The sequence below is a fragment of the Alicyclobacillus acidiphilus NBRC 100859 genome, assembly GCF_001544355.1.
GTDB lineage: Bacteria > Bacillota > Bacilli > Alicyclobacillales > Alicyclobacillaceae > Alicyclobacillus > Alicyclobacillus acidiphilus.
Genome location: NZ_BCQI01000083.1, coordinates 1 through 12,211 on the forward strand (window position 1 = coordinate 1; position 12,211 = coordinate 12,211).

Genomic DNA, 12,211 nt, shown 5'->3' on the forward strand with positions numbered 1-12,211 from the left:
CCTTCTGCGGCATACAGTTCGCTCTGCTCATCATCCAATGATTCAACTGCTTACATGACCTTATGTTGCTTATGATGTGGGGATAGAAAACTCGCAGAAACCCCATACAATTTAAATCGCATTCAGGCATCTGCGATTGTTTCCTCTGCTGTCCAAAGCCAACCCTCTTACTTCACGCCGCAACGATTCGGTAAATCGGATTATCGTCATTCCAAATCCCTGGAGCGATTTGCGACAGATAAAGGGTCATACGAAAATTCAATCTGTGATAGAGATTTATGAGTTCCAGTGTTAATTGATCAACCAGTTCCCTCTGTTCCCTGTTAAAGTTGGCATACCCGTTTAGATCAATGGAGCAGATGTGCATGGTTCTTTTCTGATCCCAATCTGCCAATGGACTGTAACAATATTCCTTTTCGATATTACCAACACAAGGAAACAATTGAACTCCAAGTTCATCGAGAAAAGGAGCAACCTGTCTTATAAGGTGATCCACCATAAGCATCGGCGCGCAAGCATAGTCCTTGTAGATATCCCCTATCATTGTCACGTCAATTTCACTACGTCTCAATGGTACCCCAACCCATTTCTCCAGCTTGCTCTTTTCCCTTTCAAGCTCCATATTGATTTGTCCAATCAACTCATCCGTCACGAACTCATCTAACATTCGCATCATTCCTTTCGTTGTTTTGTGATTCTTCCTATAATATGTGACTTGTCTCCATGCCAAAGGGGCTTAGATGTCTGACCAAGTTCTATCAGCCGTTGCAAGAGTTGTTAGATATGAGGGGGCGGCATTGCGGGAACAGAAATAGGTTTTCTCACCTGGTTGTGTCCTGCTGAGTTTCGTCGTCATTGATTCGCTCCATAGGATGACAAGGGCTGAATCAATTTGATCAACTCAACCCTCGACATGCACTGTAAACTGGCTCACCCCCATGGACCCTGAACGGTTACACCAATACCCCCTCAGTGACGACAGACCCTTGCTCAATCAACCTACAAACTCTTGATATCTCATCAGGGCTGAGTCTGTGACCGTCGTTGTAGGTCTGGATGAAACTGAGAAGGTTTTCAACTTTCATCACATAGAGGCTCGTCCGATCCATTCCACTTAAACGGCATTTTCGGTTAGAGAACACCACCAAACCCGTGACTTCATATTGGTTGTTCAAAATCTGTGTCAACATATTCCCATGACGGTCAATTTGTCCTTGTGGATTTGTAAATGGATGGATGGAACTCTTGTTAACCTGCGTCCAGTTCCCGTGCCTATCAATAGATATGTCTCCATAGTGATTCTTCGTCTCTATGTGGAATATCCCATTAACTCCAACTACCAGGTGGTCAATCTGCTGTTCTAACTGCCCATGTCTAATTGTGATGTTGTTAAAGACTTGGTACATACTCGTATCCAGATATTCCAACTGGTGGGCAACGCGCCTCTCTCCCAAATCTCCCAGTGCTTTGATGGGAGGCTCCTCACGTAAATGGTTCTTCGCAATCACACCCTCTATTTCAGCCCATACTTCCGTTAGAGAATGGACATTGAAATAGTGCAAAATGGTCATAAAGGTCGGCAGATTTTTGTTTTGCTGAATCTCTCTTGTGGTCAATCGATCACGTTTCTTCTTGTACTCGGATATGAGCATTTGGGTTATCTGCTCTTTTGTGTACCGCCTGTCGCGCCCTCTCTTGCTTTGCTCAAACCCAGCTTCCGCCCTTAATTGATTCAGTCCGCCGAACGCATTGATGAATGCTGATGAGTTGAAGTGGTCGGAGTGCGTGTCTAAATCTCGTGCTGTAGCGGGTCTCCCAATCTGCTTGCTTATGTCCTTGTAAATTCGGCATAGTTGCTTTTTGCTATATGTCTTTGCCCTTTGCTGATTTGGAACCAAACCTGCCTCCAGAACAGCTTGATTGTAAGAACCGAAGATGAGGGGGAGGTGGTGCGGCGACCCGCCATGCTGTTTGAACTCATTTACGGTCGGAGTGTGCCCTAACTTCTCAGCCATTTCTGTCAACTGTCGCAGATAATACTCTCTATCCCGAACTTCTCCCCTGAGAAAATTCAGCTTATCTTGCGGTACACCAGCTACAATAAGGATTTCATTAAACGTCAATCCAAATCTCTTTTGCAGATACGGCAACGATGGACTCTTCGTTCGTCTTTTGAAGAAATCCCAACACCCTTTCGGGTTTAGCTCAATGTACTCATTGCGAATTACGTCTAATAGTTCCTGGTCGCTCAATACATTGGGGTAAAATGTCCTCTTGCTCTTGTGTATTTGGTTGTTGGCTTGTAACCCATCCGTCGTTTTCACATCAATTTCAGCCCTTTCAGAACGACTCTTATAATTTAATTTCCTATTTCCGATGCAATCAGTCAGCCGTAGGGGAGGGCAAAGAAGTCCTCCCCAGCGGTCACTTCACTAATCGAATTCCCCCATTAGGCAATCTGCCTCTGTATCAGCATCCAATGACAGGAGTTCATCCAAGGAATACTCACTTAGTAAATGTAGATTTCCGCAATCCTCACAGATTCTAAAAATCGCGAAGCTCTCATGGTCGTCTTTCACCACCAGATTGTCGATACCCCACTTGTAAGTCAGAACCGAGGATATGTGGTTCAACTTCTCTACGACTAACCTTTCCCTTAATTGCTGATACGTCGGCTTGCTTGCCTTTGTTTCAACCAATTGCATAACCCTATCTCCTCCCAAAGTGTGTTTGTGGACTGCGTGATCCGACAGGTGACATTTCTCGTAGCTCTTCGTCTGTGTACCGCCGTACTCGATAACCTTTGTAGCTCCCCATCTCCAACGCCATCAATCCAGTGCAAATGCTATCAAAATGCTCTATCATGTCATCGCCGTTCTCCTCGAATTCATACTGACCTCGGCTAAAATGCGACAGGATATCGGTAAACATCTTTTCAAACTCATCCCGATTCAGTTCTGCTCTTGTGAACCCACATGAGTCTGGGTTGTACATGATGAATTTAAGGTCTCTCGACGATCCCCGATTGTTGACCAAAATAAACACCGTACACACACCATCAGAAAATCTGCTAACATAGACATTCCCGCGGTCAATTACCCGCATTGCACTGTTGAAGTCGTCTCCGACGAAGTGCATAATGACTCTCTTCCGACGCATGTATAACACCTCCGTTTTGATAAGATTGGATACTCGTTGCTTGGTGGGCAGACAGGTGGGCACGCCGCCATTTCCACACGCCCACCGATACCCTGTTACTTACGACTTGCTGGGGTAGATTCTGTATCTCTTCCAGCTATCGCCATTTTCAGCACCATCGAGGGCGATTCCCTCTCGTGAAATTTCAGCGGGGATATAAAGGGGCGTATGGTCGCCTGTGTACGCCTCGGCAATAAACTGTTGGACCATCGCAGTGATTTGCTGATCCTCACTGATATCAACTTCTTCACGAAATTCTAATTTGCAGTTTTCTATCCATTCATTGTCTTGCATCTCAGTGGTGCATTTCAGGATTTCCATGGTTACGGTGTTGAAGATACCCTTCCACACGCTGATTTGCTCAATCATCAAATCGTATGCCTCATCATGGTGCATGTAGATCAAGTCCAAGGGACAAACTTCCACCTTAACCCCACTGACAAGGACGATTTTGAGGGAATTCCTCTTCCGTTCCATCGAGACGTACTCTTCACCAAAATGAAGAGCATTAGCAACTTCGGTATAATCTTCACTAAATGTCCCCGCAAACTCTCCATCAATCAGAACATCAAATAGAACAAAACCATCTCTTATCTGGTTGAGATGTGAATACACCAGCCAAGAAGTCACAATTGGTTTGCTCCACTTCGAAAGTCCTTCCATCTTTCTTGCTTCTACTTCAAGGTCTGTCCTCATTAGAAATAACCTCCTTGTTGTTTGTCTTCTACTAAATGAATTCCGTCGAAAACGCGCCGCTATCAAGCTATCTCCGCACATCCCACCCTTCCTATTGACTTAAGGAAATGTTTATAATGGCAGTGTATATGGGCGATAGGGGAGCCGTGGTAGCATGTCATGCTACCTTGATGATTTTTGTGGGGTGATATAGTGCACGAGAGTCACACATCTCAGGTTGAGCAAGAATTGGATCTGTTCATAAAATCAAACAGGTTAGCTGAACTCATCAGACAGCTACGTCTGCCAAAGAGAGTCCCCGATATACCTGTTGATGAAGAACCCCTTGGAGTTTTTGGTCATGAACTGGGGGCTTTCGATCCTAAACTGGACAAAAGAGTTAGGGAGGTGTCAACGCAGACTCTGGGGGAATATATAGAGGCTCTAAAAAATCAGAAGCTGAAAGAAAATCCTGATCTGAAAACAAATCTTTTGTTATCAAAGAGTTATTGGAGTCAGTTCAGAAAAGGCAAGAATAAACACGGTTCAAAACATGGTTTGCTCCGTATCGCAGTCGCTTTGAGACTCGATCTTAGGGAGACTGAATTGTTATTTAGGAAAGCTGGCTTCAGCTTGGTACTTGATGGATCGCCACTGGAAGCAGTCGTGGGCTATTATATATCGCAAGAGAAATACGATGTTTTCGAGATTGATGCTCAACTGATGAGATACAATCAGCCAACTCTGATGCCCTCGCTGTCTTAATAGGGTGACTCGAAATACTGGGTGCATAGGAGGTCGGTTCCTATAGACACGAACCGACCGCGACATCTTCCCATATTAAGAAGAAAACGTTATGTGTAGTTATCTACGCCTCACCTGCCGTCTCCATCAGCAATCTGAACGCATCCTCGGTCATCACATCTGGTAAATCCAAGCCATATTCCCTGCTCCGAGATTCCTCCTCTTTCTCCCGCGCAATGTACTCCATGACGATCTCGTGGAAGAGAACATCGTCGTCGAAATAAATGGCATCCACATCGAAGCCCGTGTTTTTTCCCATTCCCGATCCCTCCTGCTCCTCCAATCATTATGGAACGGATGTTCACAAAAGTCGAGATAAGGACGGGGCAAAAGGAGAAAAGATGGGTCAAGGGGAGAAATGAAGAGTTACGCTGTCTCTTGCCTGAGTTTTCGCATCATAGCGATGATCATCCGAATGATCTCGCGGTATTCAGTCTCCAGAGTTTCAAATTCCTCTTCGGTGATGTAACCTCGCCTACGCGCAAGGATGATCCAATTGATTGACTCATTCGCGCTTCCAAGGGCGACATTGTAGTGCGTATACTCCTTTTTCTTGAAAAACTGCCCGTTCCCTTCGGCGAGATTCGCGCTGATACTGGACGTGGACCTTAATAGCTGACTCTTGAGGTGGAATTCCTCTGATCGAGGTAGCTTTTCCACAATACCATAGATCCTACAGGTCAAATCCATCGCCTTTCTCCAAACCTGTAGCCGCTCGAAACTTTTTGGCACCAATTCTTGCTCTTCCTGAACCTGTCTCACTCTCTCCCTCCTCACTTTATGGATTCGTAAAGCTCGCTTAGTCGCCGCATGTGTTCCATCGAATCCCGATACATCGCTTCACTCACATAGATGTGGACATTGAATTCACACTCCAAGATGCGGAATCGCAGATCTTCAAGCTCTTCTACTGTAGTTCCAGTGAAGGGCTGAGTCAGGAATGACTCTCTGATGTCCGAGATTTCCCCTTGCATATCAAGTAGTTCATCGAGTTTTTTAGGACAGATTGAATGTTCGAACACACCCCTCTCAACCCGCTCCACTCTTGCCTTTAGCTCTTCCATTTTCGTCAATCTCTCACACCCTCTCATCGTCATTTGTTGCCCTAATGCAATGATAGTCGGTGTCAAGTAGGTCAACCACATAAAAGGTGTTCTATCTGGTCTGAGCAGGGGGCGGGGAAAAGTGACTCGTGGTAAGAAGGTGATGGCAAATTGGATGGGATGCGATGTTATAGGATCAAAGGAGATTACAACACTGGAGACAATGTTTAACTGGTGGACGCACTGTCCTGACGGATCGTTTTCCTGCTGTTTGGTTATGCTGTCATGACCGCAACCGCGAGGATTTTTGCTGTATCGGATACAGCATCTGCTATCGCCGCGTGGCTAAGCTCAACTCATGAGATCACGAGACACTGGGGTCAAAGGTCAAGATTCAATATAGGGTAGTCCCCCACCAAAGGATGATGGAACCGAGTATGTAAGCGAACAGCAGACATTGATAGTAGAGACTCCCGATGTCCAAAGAAACGACATATGCTGATGTCCGCCCATCCCCACTCCTTACGCACCACCCCGACGTATTCATTGTCGTCAATCGACAGCCTGCACGATGACACCGCCGACTACCTCGACTGCTCCATTCCCTGCGGGGATACAACCACGCGGCGTGGGGGGGATTGGGAGGTGTGTGGAGGGGTTATCTCACAACTCTTGTTACTTTTTCAGTTTAGCGTTTTATCTCTTTCACGTTTTTTCCTATAGGTTAAAGAACCCCTCCATACCCCTCCCACGTTGGTATTGATAGGACATATTTGTCCCCCACAACTCCCCCCCTCCGCGTGGGTGGCGTAGTGGTGGTAGTATTGGAAGATAGCAAATAAAATGGACATGGCTCTACAATCAATATTCTGATGGAGCAACCATGCCCAATTTGGTGTATTCAGTTGTCGTTGCTACAAAGTACGTTGCTTGAATAGTGGAGTCACCGTAGGTGAAGTGTTAGACACGGGGGCGGAGGCGGATGCCTTGGTAAACGGAACGTTTTGAACCCGATTCCTGTGTTTTTGTAACCTTTGCTCCAAGATACTGCAGAACTGACTCGGTAAAGCGAACATTGGAGATGGGTTGCATGCCATTCTTGGTACAAGCATTACGATACTCCTGGTAAAGTCGTAACCCGTACACCCTCTCATCTGGTGCTACTTCGCAGTAGTTGGAGATGAACCATTTTACATTGTCGGAGTCTATTTTGTATTGCATTGTCAGCTCCTTGCTGGACACGGATTCGCTGAACCTGAAGTTGTTCTTGATTAGCCGTTCCAGCCCGACCAATGCCCACTGTATGATACCTTCCTTTTCACGCAGGAGCTTTTCGGTCAGTCGTGTATCTACGTTATCCGCATCGACTTGGTTTACGAAGGGAATGATAATGAGCCGCCTGTAGAATGCGTCACTTCTGTCTGCATAATTCCTCGGTAACTCATTGGCACTGAATATCATCCGAGCTTTGTTCATGAAACTGAACGGATTCTGGAATTTCACTTCCCCGATCACTGAATCCTCGCCAGTCAAAGCCTTAAAGAAGCCCGTGTCCTGCAGGGGTTTTGCAGGTAAATCTGCAAAGAGGTTTATCAGTTTTCCATGAAGAAGTGCAGTCTTAAAACGATTGTCCAAATCTTGTAATGGGACATTGGAGATATTGTCTTTGCCGATGATGTCTTCTATGAGTCGTAAGAAAGTAGACTTTCCCGTCCGTGGCGGTCCATACAACAGGAACGCCTTCTGAGCTTGAGTGAGTGGAACCAACAGATAACCCAGGATTTCTTGAACCAAACGAACATTTTCGGTCGAGAGTGTTTGAGCCATGAACTTCAGGAACTCAGGGCACACTGCGTCAGGACGATATTCAGCATTCAGTTGTATAGTGGTCAGATAATCTGGCGAGTGTGCTATGAACTCTTTTGTGCGGACATTGTAAATCCCATTTTTGAAGTTTATGAGGTGGCTGTATTTGTAACTGTTTAGTTCATCCAAGTCACGAAGGATAGAAGTCGCCCATAGATCACAAACCTCGTTTAGATGTTTTGATTGCATATATTCAACCAGGAGATATTTCTGAATGATCCACTTCACCCGATCTCTTGATGTTTGGACATACACTCCATGATCATACAGGTAGTAATTTGATTCAGCATAAACGGCTGGGATTGTTTTGCTCAAATGTTGCGCCAGAACGCCAGGGACAAACTTAATGTTGCCGCGTTCACCTCGCACATACCAAGGCGGAAGTTCTCGATAAATACTCGCAACGCTGGTATTCGACACTGACCTCTGTGGAGAATTTGAACTTCTCTTCACGGTACAAGCAATCGCGTTATCGATGGTCATCTGTCCATACGTCTTGCCATCCGCCGAACGTTTCTCATCCCATTTGGGGCGATACAGCCCCGACGCACGATACAGATCATCCATCAGTTCTGGATCACTGTCGGTATAGAACGCCAACGCATTCATGAGTCTGATTTCCGCTTCACTCTGGGATGGATAATACCCTTTCCAATTACCGTGGTAGAGGTCAATCAGCCTATCACCGTCCTTCCCCCTCCGCATTTGCTCAATGGCATCGGCGTGAGCGATTTCTCTTCGGTCTTTACCTTCGCTACCTATGCCCTGGCTTTCCACCTTTCCTTTCGCGACAAACAGCCTATGAATCCGAGCCAACTCATCTGTTCGCTCTTCAATGTCCGTATAGCCCGACCATACGTCTCCTGTGACGGTAAAGAATCGTCCTTCGGAATACATTTCCACGCCAAGTTCCTGGTTCTTCTTTCGTCCAGGTGGCAACGTCCCCTTACAGATGATATGGAGACCTGTTCCACTCACCGAAACCTCGGTATAACTCCCCAAGGTCTCAACGATCTCTTCCGCTAACGCAGAGAGGGTTCCATCTTCATGGATACAATGATCGATATCCACTCCGACGAAGCCATATTGCGGGCTAAACACAAAACCAATCCCAGTGATGCCAGTCGCTCTGCTGGATCTCATCGCCTGCTCGAAGGTCATCCAGTTCGATGGATCGGTTACGTCGATACTCCTTCCGTTGAGCGGACTCGTAGGAATTTTGGTGATCTTCCCATCACGCTCACCCTCACGCCAGCATACCCATGCTTTCACCTCCTTCATCTTCTGTGGGATGTTCTCGATGTGAATCGCGATTGCATTTCTCAACAGTACAAACTCCTCCTCGTTAGTAGTTTTGGCACCTCCGTCTCTGGTGCGAGTCCATACTACGAAATTTGTCAACTCGTGCATATGGATTTTCTGCTCTACCACGTCGAAGCCCCTCAGATCCCTTGCCCCGCTTGGGTTCTTCAATGGAGCGCACCCACTTGACAGATACGAAATATCGTGTCCTTCGCATTGCTTGAACGCGATACGCCGCGTTCACACGAATCAAAGTACGGAAGAGCATCTACGATATAGGGACTAATTCAAAGAGGAGGTTTTTTATATGACAGAACAACTCAGCTTGGCAATTGATTCTGGGAAGAGTTTGACTAAATTTGCTTTCTACTCCAACGGGGCATTACAGAAAATGAGCTTTCGAACATTGGTTCAGGAGGTGGAACATTTCGGTGTAGAACTTCAGCCCAATAACTATCTGCTGGAGCTTGGGGGACATACCTTTCTTGTGGGGGATATGATTAGCGAGGAGAAATTCGACTATGACCTCAGTAAACGGAATCCCATTCATCGCACCTGTGTACTACTTGCGTGTGGGCTTGCGATTGAGAAGGCTGGTCTCTCAAGCCAGGGCATCGTGAATGTGCGGATCGCATTGAATACGCCGATATCCATCTACAAAAATGACAAACTGAAGAGGAGTTTCGAACAGTTTATTCAAAATGAACAACGGATCGTATCACTCAAGATCAACAACCGCCCTGCAGTTCTATTTCGGCTCGAAACCGTACTGGCACTCCCTGAAGGGACTCCAATGTTCGCAAACCCAAGTTTGTACCGCGACAAACGGTGCGTCATCTTTGATATCGGAAGCCTCAACGTGAATTTCTGTCAGGTGGATTCTCTCCGACCTTCCTTGGCGGGGAGCTTTCTCTCCAATCAGGGTATAGCCATGCTCAGAGCGAAGGTAGCGGAGACGTTAACCTCAGAATACGGAGTCACCATAAGCGCGGACGATGGGGAGGTAATCCTAAAACGCGGCTACTTATCCGTGAACGGTAAGAAACTCGAAGATAGTCCAATGATCATCCATCGTATTCTCAAAACTCACCTGAACGAGATCATCGGTTTTGCAAAGAGCCGTGGCATCACATTTACCAACATTGACGAGATGGTTTTTACAGGCGGCGGTAGCATTGTGCTCAGAGATGAAATTCAACGGGAATACCCGAACGCGGTCATCGATCCCAATGGATCGTATGGAAACGTGCTTTCGTTTCTGAATGTGATGAAGGCGAAAAACCTTGCATAAATCTCCGAAAATATCCATCAGTTTCAGGGAAGAGTACCTCCCCGTTTACGAATGGCTGAAGGGCAAAGAGAACATTAGCTCATATATCTGCCAATTGGTGATGACAGACATGAAAAACGGGGCACATTCGGACGATTTCGAGGCAAAAGTGGAAACAATCCTGCTGAAACTCCTGAAAAACAGGAACTTGATAGAGCAGGGCGACGGATTGAAGCTTGAAAGAGACAAACTGGAGTCCTTGTCCAGCGAAGAAAAAGACCTCATCAATTCGCTGTTTTAGCGATGACGAGTAGTCGGTGCATCGCCATCAATTAGACCAGGAGAGCCGTAATGGCTCTCTTTCTGCTCAAACACCTCGAATCCCCGTAACTTTCACCCATTTTCCGCATATGTACCGCAACTTTGGCGGTATCGGGGCATCCTTATTTCATTTATTGTTACTTCCCCAAAGTATCCTTGATGAGCGCAACATCCATTCGAATGCCAGATAAAGTCACCGCGTTGTTTTGATCAACGATACGGATGATTTTCTCCAATGTACTGACTTGCTGTTTCAAGGTGTTGACCTCTGTTTGGATGTCCTTTAATTGGTTGGCTACCTCGTGAATATCGTACCTGATGCGGTCTTCCATATCCGAAAGAAGTTCCTTAATATCATCCACGTTCTATCCCGCCCTTTCCTGCCTCTTTCTCAACCCTTATAGCCTTTAGTCCCTGCCCTGTCCTTCGCTGACTTTAGTCAAAGCGCATAAAAAAAGCCCAGCCTTAACGACTGAACGGTAGCTGACAATCTGTATGACGTTGGCGCAGGAACCGAAAACGTCTTATCATTAGGTCACGTTCCAATGTTTCATCGTATTTACCACCATCTTACCGCCTGAAGTTTGAAAGGGTCAAGGCCGAAAATCCACAGATGGAGGTGAGGGGAGCACATGGCAGTATCACAAATACACTGCGTACCGTTATGTTGTATACACCATGAGGTACACCCGCCATACACCTCGCCGATGCCTTTTTCCTTGCCTTTCCCACCCTTAAAAGTAGAACATACGGGTCTGCTTAGTCGTAGATATTGTGAAACCCGTATTTCCTGCGAATTAAGTCTTTAATATCCTCGTAATCTTGGTCTATCATCAATAACATCTCACGAGCCTCTTTATCAGCCTCTTGAGCTTGATCATACACATCTTTCGTAGCTAAATTGGATTTACTACGTTGCTGAACTTCAGACCTGTAGAATGCTTCCATATTCACTGTCTCAATAAATTTCTTGAAGTCATCAATCAGCTTGTTAAGCAAATCCTCTGACTCCTGGTCATGAAATTTAACGGAATAAGAGATTTTGAGAATTTCATTTGCTAATTCAATCAATTCCTTATGCGGTGGTGACACGTATGAAACATATATCAGACCTCCGCCGTCCGCTGACTGTTGTGCTCCTGGGCGCATTTTATTCATTTCCCAATGCATATCATCGAGCTTGTGCTTAATCCGTTTGCAAACGGCAACATCGGACTTCATCTCATTACGTTTGGCTTCTTCTTCAATAGCATCTTGCTTTTCTTTTTGCTTCACATCTTGTTCTCTCAGCCAATCCTCTAACTGTTGAGTTCTCTGCCGTTTCTGTTGCCTAATTTGAAACAATTGAGTGATAACACTCGCCGCTAACGTACCACATACACCAAGAATAGCGACCCATAAAGTCAAATGTGATGTAGTTGCTGAAGCGGGATCTTGCTTGATCCAAATCGTTACATTTTGGGCGTGGGTTGCAACGTTATTGGCAACAGTGTTGGCTAAATTGGGAACTGTATGCATTGCCGTAGTCGTTGTATTTGCGGTCATGAAACCACCCTGCTATTTGGATTATCCAACCGTAAATGATAGCCCAAAACGAGCTTCACGAAGAATGCATGCCCGTCAACTTTTCAAGGCAGTTTTGGCAAATACACGTTTTCTCTGACCCTTTTGATGGGATTTTGTCGAATATCTTCTTCGGGAAGGACTCGCGGTCACACCAACACGTCCCGTA

The 12,211-nt window shown here is 46.0% G+C and carries 14 protein-coding genes; 3 read left to right on the forward strand and 11 right to left on the reverse strand.

Annotated elements, in window-relative coordinates:
- Positions 1–172: 172 nt before the first annotated feature.
- From AAC01S_RS16830 to AAC01S_RS16850, 4 genes are all read right to left on the reverse strand, one after another.
- Positions 173–667, reverse strand: a complete 495-nt coding sequence (locus tag AAC01S_RS16830) for a hypothetical protein (RefSeq protein WP_067625191.1) — start codon at positions 665–667, stop codon at positions 173–175.
- Positions 668–953: 286 nt separating this feature from the next.
- Entirely contained in the window at positions 954–2,150 is a 1,197-nt protein-coding gene (locus AAC01S_RS16835) for an NERD domain-containing protein (protein WP_157071255.1), read from the reverse strand.
- 282 nt (positions 2,151–2,432) lie between these two features.
- Positions 2,433–2,705, reverse strand: a complete 273-nt coding sequence (locus tag AAC01S_RS16840; protein ID WP_067625197.1) for a hypothetical protein — start codon at positions 2,703–2,705, stop codon at positions 2,433–2,435.
- 553 nt (positions 2,706–3,258) lie between these two features.
- A complete protein-coding gene (locus AAC01S_RS16850; protein ID WP_067625203.1) occupies positions 3,259–3,894 on the reverse strand; it encodes a hypothetical protein in 636 nt (211 codons plus the stop codon).
- Positions 3,895–4,122: 228 nt separating this feature from the next.
- Here AAC01S_RS16850 and AAC01S_RS16855 point away from each other — a divergent pair, with 228 nt between their 5' ends.
- Entirely contained in the window at positions 4,123–4,638 is a 516-nt protein-coding gene (locus AAC01S_RS16855; RefSeq protein WP_157071256.1) for an alkaline phosphatase family protein, read from the forward strand.
- Between the two features lie 103 nt (positions 4,639–4,741).
- On the opposite strand, the gene AAC01S_RS16860 is transcribed toward AAC01S_RS16855, so the two are convergent.
- The 4 genes from AAC01S_RS16860 to AAC01S_RS16875 all read right to left on the reverse strand — a co-directional run bounded on the left by AAC01S_RS16860 (position 4,742) and on the right by AAC01S_RS16875 (position 8,912).
- Positions 4,742–4,936 (reverse strand): hypothetical protein, encoded by a 195-nt coding sequence (locus tag AAC01S_RS16860; protein WP_067625208.1) that lies wholly within the window; start codon positions 4,934–4,936, stop codon positions 4,742–4,744.
- A 107-nt stretch (positions 4,937–5,043) separates the two neighbouring features.
- Positions 5,044–5,439 (reverse strand): four helix bundle protein, encoded by a 396-nt coding sequence (locus tag AAC01S_RS16865; protein WP_067625211.1) that lies wholly within the window; start codon positions 5,437–5,439, stop codon positions 5,044–5,046.
- 11 nt (positions 5,440–5,450) lie between these two features.
- A complete protein-coding gene (locus tag AAC01S_RS16870; RefSeq protein WP_067625214.1) occupies positions 5,451–5,750 on the reverse strand; it encodes a hypothetical protein in 300 nt (99 codons plus the stop codon).
- A gap of 930 nt (positions 5,751–6,680) precedes the next feature.
- Positions 6,681–8,912: a phage/plasmid primase, P4 family gene (locus tag AAC01S_RS16875; protein ID WP_169794081.1), complete on the reverse strand. Its 2,232-nt coding sequence runs from the start codon at positions 8,910–8,912 to the stop codon at positions 6,681–6,683.
- A 283-nt stretch (positions 8,913–9,195) separates the two neighbouring features.
- Here AAC01S_RS16875 and AAC01S_RS16880 point away from each other — a divergent pair, with 283 nt between their 5' ends.
- Positions 9,196–10,179 carry a ParM/StbA family protein gene (locus AAC01S_RS16880; protein ID WP_067625220.1) on the forward strand — a complete coding sequence of 328 codons (984 nt, stop codon included), beginning with the start codon at positions 9,196–9,198 and terminating at the stop codon, positions 10,177–10,179.
- A 109-nt stretch (positions 10,180–10,288) separates the two neighbouring features.
- Positions 10,289–10,459: a hypothetical protein gene (locus tag AAC01S_RS19420; RefSeq protein WP_157071258.1), complete on the forward strand. Its 171-nt coding sequence runs from the start codon at positions 10,289–10,291 to the stop codon at positions 10,457–10,459.
- A gap of 157 nt (positions 10,460–10,616) precedes the next feature.
- Here the strand turns inward: AAC01S_RS19420 and AAC01S_RS16890 are convergent, their stop codons facing one another.
- The 3 genes from AAC01S_RS16890 to AAC01S_RS20300 form a co-directional block, all read right to left on the reverse strand.
- The gene (locus tag AAC01S_RS16890; RefSeq protein ID WP_067625226.1) at positions 10,617–10,841 is read right to left on the reverse strand and encodes a hypothetical protein; all 225 of its coding nucleotides are present in this window, start codon (positions 10,839–10,841) and stop codon (positions 10,617–10,619) included.
- Between the two features lie 397 nt (positions 10,842–11,238).
- Positions 11,239–12,024, reverse strand: coding sequence for a hypothetical protein (locus tag AAC01S_RS16895; RefSeq protein ID WP_067625228.1), 786 nt, complete (start codon positions 12,022–12,024; stop codon positions 11,239–11,241).
- Positions 12,025–12,079: 55 nt separating this feature from the next.
- Positions 12,080–12,211: cysteine-rich CWC family protein (locus tag AAC01S_RS20300; RefSeq protein WP_169794082.1), on the reverse strand; the 132-nt coding region annotated here is incomplete at its 5' end.

Bases quoted from the DNA above. Each gene is read 5' to 3' on its own strand.
- AAC01S_RS16830 (WP_067625191.1), bottom strand. From the start codon at position 667: ATGTTAGATGAGTTCGTGACGGATGAGTTGATTGGACAAATCAATATG.
- AAC01S_RS16840 (WP_067625197.1), bottom strand. From the start codon at position 2,705: ATGCAATTGGTTGAAACAAAGGCAAGCAAGCCGACGTATCAGCAATTA.
- AAC01S_RS16850 (WP_067625203.1), bottom strand. From the start codon at position 3,894: ATGAGGACAGACCTTGAAGTAGAAGCAAGAAAGATGGAAGGACTTTCG.
- AAC01S_RS16860 (WP_067625208.1), bottom strand. From the start codon at position 4,936: ATGGGAAAAAACACGGGCTTCGATGTGGATGCCATTTATTTCGACGAC.
- AAC01S_RS16880 (WP_067625220.1), top strand. From the start codon at position 9,196: ATGACAGAACAACTCAGCTTGGCAATTGATTCTGGGAAGAGTTTGACT.
- AAC01S_RS19420 (WP_157071258.1), top strand. From the start codon at position 10,289: ATGAAAAACGGGGCACATTCGGACGATTTCGAGGCAAAAGTGGAAACA.
- AAC01S_RS16895 (WP_067625228.1), bottom strand. From the start codon at position 12,024: ATGACCGCAAATACAACGACTACGGCAATGCATACAGTTCCCAATTTA.